We start from the raw sequence: 17,753 nt of genomic DNA on the forward strand, positions 1-17,753 counted from the left end.
AAAACAATCCGGTTTGTGGTTTATGTTTGGCCAGTACACAAAATTATGACGTACCGTGGAAACCGGAATGGTCTATTCTACCCGTTCGATACCCCCGGGCTGGGCAGCCTGATTTCGAACTCCGCAAACTGACCAGGCTCGGTACGAACCACCAATTCACCTCCATGGCCCATGGTAATGATGTCATAGCTCAACGATAAACCTAACCCTGTTCCTTCGCCGGTTGGCTTGGTTGTAAAAAAAGGCTGATAGATCTTCGTCAGTATCTCCTGCGGAATGCCGATTCCATTGTCTTTTACCACTACGCTTACCTGACTATCCTGCCGATGTGTTCGTACCCAAACCTCTGGCTGATAGCCTAACGTATTTCCCTGTTGTCTGCTCTTTTCCCGAACGGCATAAAAGGCGTTGTTGTAGAGATTCAACAATACACGAGCTATCTCCTGCGGCATCAGATTGACCAGACCCATGTTCGCATCAAATTCCGCTGTCAGCTTCACATTGAAATCAATGTCTTTCACGCGCATTCCCTGGTAGGTGAGTCGAAGGTATTCGTCGGCGAGTGCGTTTAAGTCCGTTGGCTGATGGTTGCCTTTACTACTTTGGCTGTGCTGAAGCATGCTCCGTACAATACTGCCGGCCCGTTTGCCATGATGACTGATTTTTTCGAGATTGGGCACCAGCTCATCCGCAATTGCCAGCGCATCGACTTTGCGGTCGGCCGCAATTTCCTCTTTCAACTCTCCGAGCATATCGACACTTACTTCCGAGAAATTGTTGACAAAGTTGAGTGGATTCTGAATTTCGTGCGCAATCCCGGCCATCAGTTCGCCCAGGGAAGCCATTTTTTCCCGTTGGATAAGTTGGTCCTGCGTGGCCCGAAGCTGCGCCAGGGTCGTTTGCAGACCCATTTTCTGCTGGTTCAATTCCTGAGTACGCTGATTTACTTTTTCTTCCAGTTGTACATTCTGCTCAAGTATCAGCCGTTCGTTTGCTTCGGAGAGCCGAAGTTGCTCGCTAACAGCCCTTTCCTGACTTTGCTTGAGCATATTCACTTTGTAGGTCAACGCCATGGCAAAGAGCATGATCTCAATACCCGACCCCAGATGAATGCTGTTGTATGACCAGAATGAGTGTGGCAACTGCCCACCGGCGTAGAGGAGAAAGATGAAGATAGAGAAAAAGAAGACCAGGTTGCCGACAAAATAGAACAGGGCTGGCTTAAAGCCGCGCCGATATGTGACGATACCCGCCGTTACACTGAATATACCCTCAAACAGGGCAATCTGTGGTACCCAATCGAGCTGCTTACTGGTTTGGGTGGCCGCATATACCGTAAAAAGATTGACAATAATACCGATCAGATAAGCCGCGATCATGCCAATACCGATCCGATAAAACCAGCTTGATTTCTTTTGAAGACGCAGAAATGAAATGGTAAACAGGACGTGTAATATACCAGACACCCCTGCCAGCGCGGTAGCATAACGTTCGATAGATGGCGTATTGGGCCAAAGGTATTCTCCGGTATAGCCCCGATACAACGCCAGCTGAATGCCAATACACGTTACCCAAACGGCATACCGGATGGTATCCTGGTCGCGCAAACGGATAAACATGATCAGACTATAGGCCACAATCATCAGGATGAAGCCGTAATAAAGACCATAGAACAGGTCTTTGTTGTGAACGGCCTCCAGCAGCGTTGGTGCCGACTGTCCATAGAAGTATAGGCAGGTTGTGTATATCCCCTCCATATAAATATAAAGGGTATGCGTCTGCCCGGATGCGGTCCGATCGGCACGAACCAGGAGCGGACAGTATAACAGGCTCCGCTGAAAACTCCGCCCCACCAACGGATCAAACCGCCCTAAGTGGTGTTGCGCAATAACCTGGTTGTTGGCTACTTCGTACACCTTAATCCGCTCCGTCCCCGAGTAAATGGCATGCAGAAAAAACGTTTCGGAGGTGAGGTTGGTCAAATCGACCCGAAACCAATACGCCCGCTGCCGGTCATAGGGCACGATTAAGCTGTTTCGGGTTGGCACAAACGAATACCGGCCCGGCGCGTGTAGCAGCGAGTCAATCGTCACTTGTCCCGGTCTCACCTCCAGCAGCGAACTGGCCTTGAACAGGTCGTAGGTCTGCGATACATGCTGCAGGGGGACTGGCTCGGCGTTCAGAGCCGAACTAAGCAGGCAGACAAACCAGAGCAGGAAAACGTATTTCATAGGTCATCAGACCAGCCCACCTTTCGGGGAGCCGACTTTACGATTTCTTTATTCATCGTTCGTTCATTCATTAATGGTGTCGATCAGTAAGTAATTCGTTATCAGCGGATGCGAATACGCACAATTATCAACAGCCTTTTCCACGGACCTATCAAAATCAGGTCGCTGTTTGACCAATGGCAGGCAGCAGGGCGGTACGCAGCATAACATCAATTTTTTGGGCGGGTGTGCCAAACTCCTTATTAGCCATGAGCTGGACAACGTTCCGTACCAACGGGGGCAGTTGAACGACTTTTAAGCCCATAGCCGCCGATTGCGATTCGATACGGGCCATGATCTGTTGGCGGGTAGCTTCGTCGGTTGCCTGGTGCAGCTCGGTACTGACCTGCCAGGCATAGGCGCGGTTCTTTTTCATGATCGTCCGTTCCAGATTTTTGAAACGCTCGTCGATCAGGTGCAGCACCCGCCCGAACGGTCGAAAAATACGCCCGACGTTATCGTTCATCTGGTCGTACATGTCATCGAACAGCTGGTTCATCAGGTCGAAGTCGGCGGTAATGCTGGCTAACTCCTGCCCTTTGAAGACGTCGGCCAGTACGATAGGCAGATCGAACGTAATATGGGCGTTGGCCGCGGCAAAAACGTGCTGATTGGTCACCAGTTGCTGTCGGGCGGCATCGAAGGATACCTGCCACGGCCCCGTTGCCGGTTTGCCATCGAAATACTGGTTAATAGCCTCAAAATAGCGGTTCCCGAAGCCTACATCCAGGCGTTCCATATCCGTCGGATTGGCAAATATTCCCTGTTTCAGGCCATCGGCTACGCGTTTGGTCACGACCCGGTAAACCGCCGTAAACAGGCCCATGGGGTTGTTTTGGGCCCGGAAATGCCGCGACAATTTATCCAGGTAAAAGATAACGTCGTCGATATGCTCAAGCGGGGGAATACGGAAATCGGGCTGAACGGCATCCCAGTCGTCTGTCAGTGCCGACGGCAGGTAAAACTGCTCCTTTTTGGCCGCGTTGGTAAACTCCAGAATCTGCCCGATCATGCCATGGCTGAATGCCCGCCCCATGGCCGCCATCAGGACGTGTTTCTGATCCAGGTTACGGATGCTCCGGTCGAACCACTGCACGGCCTCCATCACAAACGAATCGTCGGCGTCGGTGGCGGCAGGTACCTTGAGCATATCCGCGTAGTGATCGCCCACGAAAAACCGCACGAAAAATGGCGATAGTCGTTTGAGCGGCCCCACAATCATGTGCTTGTTCATCAGGTCGATACAGGCTTCCGTCAACTCCGTCCCTTCCATCGACGGCCCCGACTGCTGGGCCAGAATGGCGTTCATGAGCGCTCGGCAATCGTCTTCATTCTCGGTCAGCAGGTCAGCGTCTATGCCCATCATTTCGCCCACTACGTGCCACAGGTGCAGATACGCTTCGCGTTCTTCCGGGGTAAGGGTAATGCCAAGCTGCTCCAGACCATTGATGATCACTACGCCAAACGACAGCAGCGTACCCACCAGATCCTGCTGGTTGATGGGCACACCATAGGTAGCCGTATCCCAGTTGCGCTCCTGAGCAAAGTGCCGGATAACGGCGTGCATAAGCCGCACTTTTTGGGTGGCTACCACCGCCGTACCATCCTGCTCGAAGTTATTCCGCGTGAGCACATCGACCACAAACTGCGCCGTTTCCATGAGCCGTCGGCTAAATGCATCGAGGGAACCATCGTGTACCCGCAGCCGTCCGGTTCGATAGAGCACTTTGGCCCCGCGCCAGCAGGTGTAGCAAAGCGGCAGCGATTTACAGAGCAGGATCATCAGCATTTTGGGGCCATGCTGCCGGAACACATCGGCGGCCACCATCAGCTTGAACGGCTCGGCATAAGCGGGTAGCTGACGCGTCTTCACAAAATAATTCTCGACGACGCGCTTTACCGAATCGGGCAGGGCGTCGAAAGCGGGGTTCGGAAATTGCCGATTGCGAACCAATACCTGGAAAATCTGGTCCACTTCTCCCTTTTGGTTTTCAGCCAGCAGGGTCGTAATCACCGCATCGGCAAGTGGGTCGCCCATGGCGCGTTTGCTCCACAAAAATTCATCGGGCCAGCGGGCAGAAAGGGTTTGCGATTCCATAATTGACTTTTTAAGATCGGGGGATAGACAGGGAACGTCTTTAGACCATTACTGAACCACCTGTTTCGCTTTGGTCAGGACACCAATAAACTTCGTGGCCACGCTCAGAAATCCCTTGTCGTTGGGGTGTATTTCGTCGTACCAGTAGTCAGTTATTGAATCCGTACGCCGAACGGTGCCCCGCAGATCGAGGTAGGTCACGTTGGTGTAGGTGGCAGCTATCTGCCGTAGTTGCTCATTTAAGGCGTCGATCATGTAGCGCACAATAGCCTCCCGATCGGGCTGACTCCCTACACCCTTCGCCATCAGAACGTTACCAACCCAGCTTTGGCGCGTATCGTGTGCGGAGGCATCAACCGGAATCACGTAGTCATAACCATGAATCAATATTTTTACGGCCGGATAACCCAGGTTGACCAACCGTAAAATCCGCCCGTACTGCTCGCCAACCGTAGCCATTCTTTTCGTGAACGTGTCGGACAGATAGCGTTCAGGGCCCGTTTTGTCCGGATCGGGGGTGGCACGGATGAGATCGGGGAAGGTATCGCCCAGCAAGTCGTTGCCGCCACCGCTCAGCAGAAAAAAGGCTGGTTTGACCTGCGCAATGGCTTCCAGGAAGGTGGAGTCTTTCAGATAGTCGCTTAGTGTCGCTCCAGCCGCAGCGACACTGAAAACCGAATAGACCCCCGACAGGTAATCGACAACATCGCGTAATAGAAACGGGTACTGAAACCACGAATCTCCTTCGGCCACGATGCGCATACGGTCGGGATAGCGGATCAGGTTCTGCTCATACTGCCGATTTTGAACCCGATGGGCCACTTTATTGACAAGCGCCAGTTTTAAATCGGTCCATAATCCCCGCTGGCCCTCATCGGGAGTAGCGATCTGTAATTCATCCCGGAGTTTAAAATTCGGCTGGCCCGATGCCAAGGTTTCTACCTGATAGTAAAGCCCCAGCGCAAAGTCAGCCATCGTATCGACGTAGCGCAGGTCGGCGGGGGGCTCCAGCATCTGATTCAACTCCTCGATCTGAACCGTATTATAAAGCGGGTTTACCAGATTCAGCGTAACGGTTTGCGTGCTCCATTCGGGCAGTACGTCTGCTTCATCCGTATCAAATCCGCCCCGTTCAACTTTAGGCTTGAACCGATCCGCCAAAACAGGGGGCGACGGCAACGCATCGAGCTTCAGAAATGCCAGCGTCGTTTCCGACAATGGATTTACCGTCACCAGTAATTTGATATGTTCTGTTGACTGGGGCCAGTTATACTGCCTGATGACTTCCTCCAGCTTCAATCGAAAGGATGTCTGCCGACCCGTAGGTGATTTTTTGTCCGCCAGTCCCAGCGTAACGGTTTGGCCCGGCTCCAACCGGTAGTTGGTCGGCAGAAAATCCGGGAATGACATAAAATCCCGCGAGAGGTAGAGCGCGGTGCAGTAAACCGGCTGATCCGTTGGGTTCGTCAGCCGAATCGTCAACGTGGTTGTCCAACGACCGTTTTGTTCCGAAAAGGTGATGGGCAACGGGTCTGAAGCCGCTTTCTGCAGGTGAACAGGGATTGCCCCGTCGGGTGTTACCTCAATCGTAAGTACCGGGGTTTCGGCTTCCGGGTTGTGCAGTTCTTTCAGGTATTGCCACTGGCTTAGATGATGTAGGTACTCCTTCAACTGCTCAAACAGCAGCGGATCGTCGGCTACCTTATCAGACCGGACCAGCGGCTGAATCAGCGGTCTGTTCGCATCACCGGGACGCGTAATAAAAAACAGCCCGTTACGAAGGTGCAGGGTATAGTCAGCGTTTTCTTCGTTGTCTTCAATTGTAAAAAAAGTCTCACTCGCTACGCTGACATTCGCTACCTGCCGATTCTGCAGCCGATCCAGCAAGTCGGGCAGTTCGTTCGACGGCCCGCCATGATTAAGCAGATGAAGCCGAATAGGTTTGAGAAGTAGTCCGGCTACAGTAGCGCGGTAAACGGTCGCTTTATCCAGAACGGCCTTAATGTCGTCGGCGATGGCCAGCACGGTATAGTCGGCTCCCAAACGCGCAATACCAACGGTGTGACTGACCTGCGCCACCGAGTCATAGAGTTGAATACGCTGATTGGTCTGCCCCATGCCATGAATAGCCCCCACATCGAGGAGCCAGCCAACCCGTTGGTTATACGTCGCCGATGCCGTCAGCGAATTTTCGTCAATGGGCTGGTTCAAAAACCCCCGGTTCAGCAGCACACTGGTTTGTTCGCTCTGGCCGGTAACATACACCCGCGGGCGTTGTTCGTAACCAAACCGCATGTATTGCCGTACCCGATTATGCAGGTCCTGATACGATACCTGACCGTGAGCGGCCTCCAGCACGGTCAGTAGGTTCTTGGTAAAAATACCCTCTCCATTCACTTCCACGGCCGCTTCGTCGGATTCGCAGGCGGCCATTTGTACGTGTGTTCCCTGCGGCATCACCTCGTCCAGCCCCTGCTCCCGCAACTGACTTTCGGCAATGGTCTGGTGAAAGAAAAAACCTTCATACGGACGTTGGGGAGCCGATTTAGTGAGCCGTCGTTCGCGTATGTCCTGTCCCGCCAGCGCTTCGGCCAGCAGATCGGCCGCCCGGGTATTATCGCCCGAGTGGCAGCAGTCGGAAATAACCACGACATGGGCACCCGTTGCACTGACTTCACCAATCAGGCTGCGTAGTTCTTTATCGGCCAGCAAAAAATCCCAGGGATTAACGGCCCCTTTATCGTGGCAAACCAGACATTCGAGTTTACCGTCAGACTCTGTCAGCCACAGCGATTTATCGGCTTCTTCCTGCGCCCCATGGCCGGAGAAATAGAACAGCACCGTGTCGGCGGGAGTCGCTTTGGTCAGGTGTTGCTGAAATCCATCAATGATCGCCGACTTACTGGCTTGCTCGTCGGTTAGCACCAGCAGATTCGGATTAAAATCGACCTGACGCTGGAGGTATCGGGTAAGCGTTTGGACATCGCCAACAGGCCCGCGCAGTTGGCGAACCCGTTCATAGGCACCAATGCCAACGAGTAGGGCATACAAATTGGGCTTCGGCGAAGGGACAGGAGGTAAGTTTGGTAAAGAAGAGGTCATGTGTGTAGGAAGGGGTTGTCAAACATACTGTTTATATGCCTGATAATCAACTAATAAAACAACATTCATCTATGACATCTACCCTTTTAAAGCACAATAGGCTACGGCCTACCTGTTAAAGCTATACACAGTGCTGCCAATTAATTGGTTATACCGTGTAGTCAGAGGAGAAGCCATGATGTTTCCTGTATACAAAGAGGGTAATCAAACGTTCTTTTCCCTGATCATCATGCATGTAAAAGTAGTACCCGTTTTTCGGAAGAGTTTTCGAAAACAGGTCAATCTCAATCGTTTTTAGGTCAATCGCCCATAGTATTCCTGTTTTAGAAAAATGCGTTACTACTTTTTTCTTTAATTAGAGATAATTTTACTTAAGGCTTGCTCAGGTCTTCTCTTATTCAGGAGCGGCTGTCCGGACAGCCGCTCAATTACTCACATTCACAAGCTTTCTCTACAGGCAAATGGCTACTGAAAAACTAGTTATCGCTACGGCCAATCAAACCCAGGATTATCTTGATCAACTAATCAAAGAAAAACGCGAAATCGAGGATATTTCCTTACGCAAGGCGATATCCAAGGAATGCATTAAGGTAATTGAGAAAGGGAGTATCGATTTTAGCCCCCTTTGGAATTTAGTACATTCACCTGATTTAGAGTGGCAAAGCGTTACCTTATTCCATTATGTAGGGCATTCATCCGCTCAAGGTTTACTGGCCTCCGGCGACAGTCAGCAACCGCCTTCGTTGATCAATAAAGAAGCGTTAACCAGCCTGTTCACCTATCCTAATAAGCTTCGACTAGTATTTATAAACAGTTGCTGTTCGCGGGAATTAGCCGACTTGATACGGCAAGCGGGTGTTCCTTACGTAATTGGCACAACCGCTAAAATAAAAGATGACCAGGCGGTTCAGGTGGCCAGAATATTCTACCAGCTTCTTGGCGATACTCACAACCCGGCTACGATTGAGAAAGCGTTTGACGAGACGGAAATCTTCATAAAAAACGATTCCCGAAATCCAGCCCTGCAACAGGTATTTCAGCAGGGGGGTGCTATGCGTAGTGCGTTCGATACCACGGTCGATGAGGCCGACAGCCAGGCGATCCCCTGGCAACTCTACAAACGCACCGATCTTACGGACGAGCAACGTAACTGGCGACTGATACCGCCCGTCGTTTATGAACCGACAGAAGTTAACGAACGCTATGTGGTCACCTCCAGCTTAAGTGCCAACCTTTCCTTTTCCATCTTCTTATCTCACACAATGCCTGATCAGCCGGTGAGTAAACAATTGGTCAGCCAGATTAAATCAACGTTTCGAGAATATACGGTTGACCCTGTCTGGAACGACAGCACCCTGAACAACCCCGACGAACGAGTGCGCCAGTTGACGGACGCTATACAACAGGCTGATTTCATCATCTCGTTCATCAACGACGCATACATAACCAGCTCGGTTCTACAACAGGTCATGATACGCGTTAAAGCCCGGTCTGAACTGGGTAATATGATTACGCGCCCCATTGCGTTGTTAACGACCGACATCGACCGTCAGCATTTGCCAGCAAAGCTTTTCAGTGAAATTCGTCTTCCCGACGATTCCCCTAAAACAGCTTTGGCCAATCTATGCGGCAACCTGTTTAGCCTATGGAATGATCATGTACGGGCACTAAAAAAAAACCAGGCATCAGCCCCACGCTGACCAGTTCCTATTTTTCAGGCAGTCGGCTAATTTCCACTTGGTTAGCCGTGTTGTTTGAGCGATCCTCAAAATAAACTTCGTTTGCCCTCAGAACGATACGAGGCACATCCCGGCGCAGGTCAGTATCATACCAGAAACCTGCTGGAGTGCTGTTGGCGGTAACCTGTTTGGTCTCCGTACCCATCCTATACAGAAATAGAGCCCACCGATCAGGTTCCCTAATTCGTTTCCAGTACACGACCCGATTATCCTGCCAGTCGAAATACCGCGCTTCGGTGGCTATTGTAGTGGTGGATGAGCTGGTGTCCCATAGATTCGCTATAACCAACAAACTATCGGCCTGTAACGCAATCAAATTCCCTATATTATCCAGCCGATATTCGCTTACCAATTTTTGCGGTATCACTTCCACAAATGAATTCGATTGGACCTGGCTAAAAGAAGCCAGAAGCAGGTGGTAAGCCTGTTTATCGACCTGGCGGCATGCCAGAAGCCATAAACCTGCTTTGACTGGCTCGAGACGACAGGTGTTTACAACATAATTCAGCCAGCCAGACAGGAGTTGTTTTTGTGGGTGCATAAAATTCAACACACATACAAACGTCCGGCTACCCACAACGCGCCGGATCACCAGCAAACTGTCGTCCGGCAAAATCTGGTCAATGCGGTAACCACGTTTGCCCAGACTATCGGGCAGCGGAAGTTTACCGGGCTTGTTGCCAGTGGGATCGAGCCTCAGTACGGCAGACAGGTTGAACTGGTCAACGACATACAGGTCATTAGCTTTCGAAAAACTATAGGTTGGGTTTGCAATTTTCTCCAGCGGAGTACCAACAACCGTACCGTCAGACACCCGTTCAACAGTGAGCCGGTTGGCTGTAGCCAAGGCGATCAGTTTGCTATCGGCAGAGAACGTGTAGGTCAGGCACGTATCGTTTTTGGTCAGATGCGGCCAAACCCATCCCGACGGCGTCCATTTTAAAGCGGTCGGACCAGCCAGAGTGGGAGCCGTAACCAGGTCCGGCACCCGGCGTTGGCTACTATCCACCAGAGCTCTGGGGGCCATGATGGCCAGTGGAAACTTACCCAGCAGCACATAGTAATTAATCAGGCTTTCCCGTAGCAAAGCCAGCTCTTTGCGTAGACTATCTCTGCCCGGGAAGTCTTCGCCAGCCCGGCCCTGATAATAATACTGACCTGCCCCCTGGATTAAGGCATGATCGAATGTCTGCAAATCGAGGAGCGAGCGATTATAGCCCACCGTATTGGGCACAGTCTGCGCCTTAGCGTAACCAGCAACTAGAATCAGTAAGCAAACCACTACCCGTTTCATTGGCCTGATTGATTTAGCGATTTACAGATACATGTATCACTTCGTATGTTTTTCAACTTACCATCTGCCCAATTTTTATAGCTAGCATCCAGCGTTTCATCGTTCAATCCAGCATAAACACCCAGAGCGGCTGCATGATTAGTTGCATAAATTTTATCCTTCAGCATCCTGTCCTCATATTTATACACTTTATACCTTACCTGTACGTTGGCTTTTTCATTTTTATCCTGGGCACTTCTGTAATATTTATTCGCACACTTGAGACTCAGGCTAGCTTCCATACATACCGCTTTTTCTACCAACTCCTGAACGGGCTGCATCGTCTTACAAAAACTTTCGACCTTTTTAACTTCACGGCCAACGTCTTGCAACCCTTTTAGTAAACTCTCGCTGAACTTTACCAAGCCGTTCGACAGAAAGCCAGGATTAAATTCAGGCTCTGTTGGCAAGCTTCTTAGGGCCTGTGCAAAAAGATGGGCTTCCATCAGCTTTTTTGCATTTCCTAGTTTTTCCTGGGCTCGTTTAAGCCTATCTTCATTTAGCTGATTGATTACAGTAAGTAAGGCCGGAATTTGTGTCGGATCTTTCGATGGTTTGCCCTCGCCACCTCCACTAGATTCGGTATTTGAACTTACTGATGCGGTTGCACCGATTGGTGGAGTTGACTCAGGACCAATAGGAGGTACGGTGACATCAGATTTTGTTGTGTCACGATAAACAAAAAGTGTATCACCAATTTTCCATTCGTTGTTTATTAGCGTAGTATCACGATAAACCAAAAGCGCATACTTAGTTAGGTATAGCTTTGATGACTTGTTTCTTGTCAATAGATAAATGATCACTCCAAGCAATCCGAGTATAAGCAAACCAGCCAGACCCAAAAGTATTAGTTTCTGCCGATCTTTGTCGGCCTGTTTAATACGCGCTCTTTCCTTTTTCAGAGCCAGCGCAATCTTGTTGTGGCTAATTTCAAAGTAGGTATTGGGGCCTCTTTCTTCACTCTTTAAAATTCGGCGCTCGATGAATGCCTCTTTTTCTGTGGGTGTCAGGAGTAGCTGACTGTTTTCAGTTAAGATTGGACTCCCCGCGTTATTCAGCGTTTTTTTAAGTGCTTCAACGACAGCAGGACGGCGCTTCAGGTAATACCACCAGCCACTGATATAGCTACCTATAGCAAGAAGCTTATAGAGGATATCTTCTGTTCTTGGTTGAGGCTGGTGATCATGCTGTATAACCTCTTTAACGGCTGTCCTAAAATAGTTTTCAGCGATAGTATTAATCCCATTTTTATCACCTCCATAATCGGCAGGTTGTACGGTTTCTCGAACGGATACATGTTCGCTTTTCACCTGTTTACTTTCCTCAATCAATTTTTCTTCTATCGTACTACAGACCAACTGGAGCAGAAACGTCTCAATTGCAAGGGAATGCTTATCTACCAGGGCGTTTAAAATATTGTCAATCACCTCTGCAGGAAAGATGATCCTGTTCATTTTGTAGGCACTACCAGTAACCAGGCCCGGCTCCTGAATAGCCAGTGTGGCCTGCTCCTGCAGCATGGGCAGGAGTTCATAACGGGTTCGCAGCACAAACGTCAGATATTCGCTCACCTCCTGCATGCTGTTCAGCGAATCCGCGCGAATCGAAAACACAATGCGCAGGTTTAGCGGTCGCACCCCATTGCCAGCTTCCACCGGCTGATTCAACAGTGGTCGTTGGTGTGGAATAGCATCAGAGATCAACTCCCCCAATTGACGAAGAAACGCCTGCCGATCTTCCCGTTTAGGATATGTATGGAAGAACTCTTCGAATTGATCAAAAACCAGCGTTGGGATAAGTACCTGATCCAAGGTCAGAAATTGATTCTGGCACATTGTTTCCCAAAGTGTATCTTTCCGTACAAATTTTTCGGCTGTTGACCAGTATGCACTGTAAGTTTCGTAGGCCTTCTGATAGGTGTCTATGAACCGCTCAAGAGGGTTCATGCCTGGAGAACTGATTTGATTGAACCGGATAAAAATCGGATACAGACCGTATTGTCTCAGATTGGGCATAACCCCCGCATTCAGCAGCGATGTTTTACCCATGCCCGAGTTAGCGAACAAAATCAGCGTTTTCTGGGATAGAATTAAGTTGGTAACCTCTCGTGTTTCTTCGCTTCGGCCTTTGAAAACGAGAGTGTCTTCGGCTTCAAAGGGCTTGATACCAGGGTAGCGTCGTTTCTGCATATCAGGATTGTTCAGGGCAGTTTTCTAAAGCAGTATTCAACTTATTCAAGACACCGTCAATGTTTGCTGCCTCCTTGAGTGCTTTCTGACTCACCAGTCTGATATACCCATCATGGAAGGGGTCTTTCATTGCTTCATCCTGACCAGGCTCATATACACTATAGTCATCCAGTACAATAGCCAGCACAAGAAAGTTTTTTTTCCTTTCTTTCTTTCCCGGGCTAAATCCCAATAAACATCGTACAAAGAATCAGCTTCCCAGTTGGTAGAAATAAGATACACGACAACCGGATCGGTCAAGATATGTTCCTGAATCTGTTCTTCAGTGAAAGCGTCGTCCAGCGTATTAATTTCCTTATTATGATTGTAATATGCCTTCAGCTTGTGAGCGGTTAATTTTCCTTCGAGTTGTTTCCGTATTCGGTCAAAATTATCCTGGTCACTACGGTGATACACTACGAATGCTGATCGAGTAGGCTTGCGCTTGGGCGTCGGGAATTTGTCATACAAAGCCTTTAATTCGATGAAGAAATTCCGAGTATCAGACTGAACAATTTGAATATCGTTCTTCTTACTTGTGCTCGGAAATAGATTTTTATAGTAGGAAATGGTAGGACTGGCCAATTGCGTTTGTGGTTTGCTATGCAGGCCGAACACATAGGGGTCTTTTATCTTCTGTGTCAATTTACTGACGAAATAAAAGATAGCTCCCATCAACCAGGAATTAAAGTTAAACCCCACGAACAGATACCACTGACTCATGGTGATTCGGTCGCCAAATTCATCAATAATTTTTTTTATTATTTCCTCTGATGTCAATATATGCATCCGATTAAACTCGTCTTCAGGTCCAATCAATAGGGAACTGGATGACTCTACCTTCACAGTGTATTCGGCAAGGCCAAATAAATGTAGTATGATAGGGTAACTCTCACGTTCACTTGTAAGAAATGGAACAATTATAGATTTGGGGTCGAGTTTAGGATCGGCATTGGGATTGGAGTTGTAGTCCGACCTACAGTATAGCCCCATAGGGCTGCGGTTAAAATCTTCAAACACTTTAATGAGCCGACTATCCGGGTCTGTTGAGAGAATATTCCGAAAACCTAATTGCACGATCAGTTCATAGGGACTGTCGGAAGGGGGGGCAGCCTGCATGCTGTAGAAGTTCTTTATTTCTGTCCTGATATTTCCCTCCTTAATTTTTTCGTCCAGCAGCAATTGACAGATTACCGTATTGAGACTGTCCTGGTCCTCTGGATTGATAGGAGTTTGTGTCTGTAATCGGTCATTTTTTGCCAGAAAATTGGCCAGCCGCACTCGTTGTGAGCGGCATACGTTTTCTTCCTGCACTAAATTTGCATAAGGGCCTAACACCAGGACACACTCTCCCGAACGAATGGACGCAATCAGGTCTTGCTGCTGTTTCTCAGTCAGATTCTGTAAGCTTGTGGTTAGATTACTCATATGAACAGGCAGATTAACGGGATTTATGAATCAGGTTCGAGAGGTTCGTTTTCAGCGTCCGGCGGGCGTTGAGCAGGTCGGGTGGGCAAAGTGGGCAATAGCGCATCCGGGCTGGTACGCGTGCATGTTCATACTCAACGTTATGGGCTTTTGGGCAGCCATGATACGCCCGATCGCCCTTTTCGTTGGGGCAGCAATCGCAGGAATTCGGTACGCCATCCTGATCATCGTCGGGACAGCCGCAGGTGGCCGGGTCGCCAAATTCGTCGGGGCAGCCATCTTCGGGATCGATTACCCCGTCATTATCGGCATCGGGGCATCCTCTCAAGGCTGCCAGCCCGTAAAGATGCGGGCAGGCATCGCAGTTGTTTGGTACATGATCATGGTCATAGTCAGGAGCCCCCAGTTGATAAGCCACTACCACACTGGCGGTTAGATAGCTGTCTCTATGTTTGGAGAATTTATAACCGGCCTCTTGAAAACCGTCCAGATAATCAGATGTTGAGAAACGGTACCCTACCTCCAGGCCAACTTTCAACGCGGGCGTAGCCGCGTAGCTAAGTCCCACACCAACCGGGAATACAAGGTTGATTTTTCTGGTCTGGGCAGAGTCGAGGGCTAATATACTATCACTGGGAGGCAGTGATGCATCGCGTCCCTTCGTCACCTTCGGACTTGTATAGGTGACGCCTGCACCCGCAAAAACGTAGGGTGACAGACGCTTACCACCCTTTTTAGCCAAAGGGTATATCTCCGTTAAGGCAGCCAGCTCAACAACGGGCGTCGTAAATTTGAGTCGGCGGGAGTCCCAGCGTTTATTGGGCTCATCAAGATCATCGGCCGATAGCTGACCCACCATCAGATTTCCCCTTAAGGCAACGATAGAGCTTATACGCCGACGAATAAATCCGTAGGCACCCCAGTTAGCTCCCTTCGACAAATAGACAGGACTTCCGTAGAAATCACCAAAATACTGGCCACGACCTACCGACAGTCCGGCTTCATACAAGGAAACACAGTCACTGGCAATTTCTTTGGTGCTCTGAGGAAAAGCTACCGAGATGGACATAAGCCAAAACCCAACCAATGAATAATATTTCATATCTATGTAAGAGGAACGGTTTATTCATCAACGGCAAGCTTAACTTCAGTGACAGAAAACCAGAGCATTCGTATACTCTTCTATTGAGAACCTTCTGTGGGCTAGGAGAAGGATACGCTCACAAGTATAGGCAAAACTCTCATTAACAGCCTATTAGGCGAAAATTCATGAGTAGATTATAAACATAATGCCAGGTAGTTCAACTACCGCACACTAAAGTCAATCAGAGCACGGTAATTAAACTACGTTCATGAATGTGGATAGTTGCAGAAAGCTTCAGTGCTTTTAGTATGTCAAAGGTCAGCGTTAAGCGGGTGAATGACTTTCTGCTTTTGGCCAATAAGTATCAATTTTGGGACAGGCTTTTCAGCCATTGCTTCCGTTAGTTATCCATATACTCGGAAGGCGTCTTTTTATAGACCTCTTTGAAGATTGTGGTGAAGTAGGCCGGGCTCTCATAGCCAACCAGATAAGCCGTTTCGGAAATATTGTGTCCGTCTCTCAGGAACTGGGTTGCCCGTCGTAACCGGTATTGGCGGATGAAATCATTAATCGTCATGTTCGCGATAGACGTTAGTTTCCGGTGAAGGGTACGACGGCTCATCCCGATCTCATGGGCCAGCTCTGTAACCCCGAACTGGCTGTCGTCCAAACGACCTTCAATTAAGGTCTGTAGTTTGTGTAGGAATTTATCCGTTACCGTTTCGGCCTGAACAGCCGCTTCTGAACCGGTCAGTATATTCTGATAATAGACCTGTAGCTTTTGTTGATGACTCAGTAAGTTACGTAGCCGCAAGTGTAGTTCGTCAATGTGAAAAGGCTTGCTGATGTAGTCATCAGCGCCTTGCTTTAGCCCTTCAATACGGCTCGTCAGCGCCGTTTTAGCCGTCAACATAACCACGGCAATATGATTGGTTGCTGCATCCGTTTTCAGCCGTCGGGTTAGTTCATACCCATCTACCAGGGGCATCATCACATCGGTCAGCACAATGTCGGGCAACTCAGCTTTCGCTATTTTCCAACCCTCTTCTCCATTTCCGGCGGTTAACACCCGGTATACCGTTGACAACTCCCGGGCGATGAACGCGCAGAGCTCGCGGTTGTCTTCAACCACGAGCACCAACGCTTTATCAGAGTCGGGCGAGGTCGCCTGCTCAATGGTATCCAGCGCCACCTGTTCCCTAACCGAGTAACCGTCTGCATAGTCTGAGCCATCCAGCAATTGACGGGCAGGCTCGCTCCCCAAATCGGGAAGTGTCGTTCTATCGGCAGTCAACAAGGGCAATTCTACCGTAAACGTAGTGCCGGAGAGGTTCCCCCACTGGTCGGCTGCGCGGCTTTGAACCGTCACCGTTCCATTCATCAATTCGGTTAATTCTTTCACCAAAGCCAGCCCGATACCTGTACCCGAATGGCCAAAATCAGGCAGTGCGCTGGTGTCGCTGGAAGACGATGGGAGTACCTGATAAAATCGATTGAAGATAAACGGCAGTTTCTCTGACGCAATACCGATGCCCGTATCTGAAACGACTAGCTGAACGGATGCTCCCTGCTTCAGTTCTACCCGAACGCCCCCCGTATACGTAAACTTCAGGGCGTTTGCGATGAGGTTGTAGACGATTTGCTCGACCTTATTGGCATCAAACGAATACAGATCGACCAGATCACTCTGATACGTCAGTTCCAGGCTTCGCTCATGGGCAACAGGCTGAAAGGTTTGAACGATTTGCCCGACAAAATCATCCAGATTACCTATCGTTGGCGATACGACCAGATGGCCGGATTCCAGTTTTGCCGAGTCGAGAAGTTGATTGATCAGCCGGAGTAATTGCTGGGCGTTACGCTCCACCATGAGCAAGCCCGTATGCAGGGGTTCAGGCTCCTGGTAACGCTGCAACATCTTTTCGACAGGCGACAAAATGAGGGTTAGCGGGGTCCGAAACTCATGGGTAATATTATCGAAGAAACGAGTTTTCAATTCGTTGATCACCTTCAGCTGCTGCGATTCGCGTAACTGCTGAACGTAAGCCGCTGTTTTCTTGATCGTCAGGTTCAGGTCTGAAAAATCGATAGGCTTGGTCACGAAGTCAAATGCCCCCCGGTTCATGGCCGTACGGATATTTTCCATATCTCCGTAAGCCGATACCATAACGGTAGCTAGCAGCCGATCGAGGGTCGGCAATTCTGTCAACAACGTCAGGCCATCCATCTTCGGCATATTGATGTCCAGCAGCAACAGGTCGATAGAGGGTTCATCCTGAAGGAGCGTCAGTGCTTCGTACCCATTATGGGCAAAACGGAAGGCGTACGTTTCCTTCCGAATCTCACGACGAAACCAGTTTTTCAGGAGCGGCTCCAGATCAAGTTCATCATCTACTACTAAAATTGTTGTCATAATAAATGATCTAGTGGTAAAAGGGGATGGATGTAGGATGTAGGATGTATGTACCCCT

The 17,753-nt window shown here is 49.5% G+C and carries 9 protein-coding genes; 1 reads left to right on the top strand and 8 read right to left on the bottom strand.

The features are described from left to right. Window positions 1-77 precede the first annotated feature (77 nt). The 3 genes from ACYVK4_RS09985 to ACYVK4_RS09995 all read right to left on the bottom strand — a co-directional run bounded on the left by ACYVK4_RS09985 (window position 78) and on the right by ACYVK4_RS09995 (window position 7,470). Window positions 78-2,231, bottom strand: coding sequence for a sensor histidine kinase (locus tag ACYVK4_RS09985; protein WP_461127351.1), 2,154 nt, complete (start codon window positions 2,229-2,231; stop codon window positions 78-80). A gap of 157 nt (window positions 2,232-2,388) precedes the next feature. After that, window positions 2,389-4,368 carry a DUF5995 family protein gene (locus ACYVK4_RS09990; protein WP_461127352.1) on the bottom strand — a complete coding sequence of 660 codons (1,980 nt, stop codon included), beginning with the start codon at window positions 4,366-4,368 and terminating at the stop codon, window positions 2,389-2,391. Window positions 4,369-4,416: 48 nt separating this feature from the next. Continuing rightward, complete coding sequence (locus ACYVK4_RS09995; protein WP_461127353.1) at window positions 4,417-7,470, bottom strand: caspase family protein; 3,054 nt, start codon at window positions 7,468-7,470, stop codon at window positions 4,417-4,419. A gap of 461 nt (window positions 7,471-7,931) precedes the next feature. On the opposite strand from ACYVK4_RS09995, the gene ACYVK4_RS10000 reads away from it, so the two are divergent. After that, window positions 7,932-9,170 (top strand): hypothetical protein, encoded by a 1,239-nt coding sequence (locus ACYVK4_RS10000; protein WP_461127354.1) that lies wholly within the window; start codon window positions 7,932-7,934, stop codon window positions 9,168-9,170. Between the two features lie 7 nt (window positions 9,171-9,177). Here the strand turns inward: ACYVK4_RS10000 and ACYVK4_RS10005 are convergent, their stop codons facing one another. From ACYVK4_RS10005 to ACYVK4_RS10025, 5 genes are all read right to left on the bottom strand, one after another. Beyond that, window positions 9,178-10,503 (bottom strand): hypothetical protein, encoded by a 1,326-nt coding sequence (locus ACYVK4_RS10005; RefSeq protein WP_461127355.1) that lies wholly within the window; start codon window positions 10,501-10,503, stop codon window positions 9,178-9,180. Continuing rightward, on the bottom strand, window positions 10,500-12,731 hold the full coding sequence (locus ACYVK4_RS10010; RefSeq protein WP_461127356.1) for an nSTAND1 domain-containing NTPase: 2,232 nt from the start codon (window positions 12,729-12,731) through the stop codon (window positions 10,500-10,502). Before ACYVK4_RS10010 ends, ACYVK4_RS10005 begins: the two co-directional genes overlap by 4 nt. A gap of 126 nt (window positions 12,732-12,857) precedes the next feature. Further along, entirely contained in the window at window positions 12,858-14,198 is a 1,341-nt protein-coding gene (locus tag ACYVK4_RS10015) for a hypothetical protein (protein WP_461127357.1), read from the bottom strand. Between the two features lie 13 nt (window positions 14,199-14,211). Continuing rightward, complete coding sequence (locus tag ACYVK4_RS10020) at window positions 14,212-15,300, bottom strand: DUF6089 family protein (protein ID WP_461127358.1); 1,089 nt, start codon at window positions 15,298-15,300, stop codon at window positions 14,212-14,214. Window positions 15,301-15,682: 382 nt separating this feature from the next. After that, complete coding sequence (locus ACYVK4_RS10025) at window positions 15,683-17,695, bottom strand: hybrid sensor histidine kinase/response regulator transcription factor (RefSeq protein WP_461127359.1); 2,013 nt, start codon at window positions 17,693-17,695, stop codon at window positions 15,683-15,685. Window positions 17,696-17,753: the final 58 nt, after the last annotated feature.

The organism is Spirosoma aerophilum (assembly GCF_054782495.1).

What these genes read in the sequence shown, in the direction of transcription:
- ACYVK4_RS09985 (WP_461127351.1), bottom strand. Translation starts at nt 2,231, where the DNA reads ATGAAATACGTTTTCCTGCTCTGGTTTGTCTGCCTGCTTAGTTCGGCT.
- ACYVK4_RS09990 (WP_461127352.1), bottom strand. Translation starts at nt 4,368, where the DNA reads ATGGAATCGCAAACCCTTTCTGCCCGCTGGCCCGATGAATTTTTGTGG.
- ACYVK4_RS09995 (WP_461127353.1), bottom strand. Translation starts at nt 7,470, where the DNA reads ATGACCTCTTCTTTACCAAACTTACCTCCTGTCCCTTCGCCGAAGCCC.
- ACYVK4_RS10000 (WP_461127354.1), top strand. Translation starts at nt 7,932, where the DNA reads ATGGCTACTGAAAAACTAGTTATCGCTACGGCCAATCAAACCCAGGAT.
- ACYVK4_RS10005 (WP_461127355.1), bottom strand. Translation starts at nt 10,503, where the DNA reads ATGAAACGGGTAGTGGTTTGCTTACTGATTCTAGTTGCTGGTTACGCT.
- ACYVK4_RS10010 (WP_461127356.1), bottom strand. Translation starts at nt 12,731, where the DNA reads ATGCAGAAACGACGCTACCCTGGTATCAAGCCCTTTGAAGCCGAAGAC.
- ACYVK4_RS10015 (WP_461127357.1), bottom strand. Translation starts at nt 14,198, where the DNA reads ATGAGTAATCTAACCACAAGCTTACAGAATCTGACTGAGAAACAGCAG.
- ACYVK4_RS10020 (WP_461127358.1), bottom strand. Translation starts at nt 15,300, where the DNA reads ATGAAATATTATTCATTGGTTGGGTTTTGGCTTATGTCCATCTCGGTA.
- ACYVK4_RS10025 (WP_461127359.1), bottom strand. Translation starts at nt 17,695, where the DNA reads ATGACAACAATTTTAGTAGTAGATGATGAACTTGATCTGGAGCCGCTC.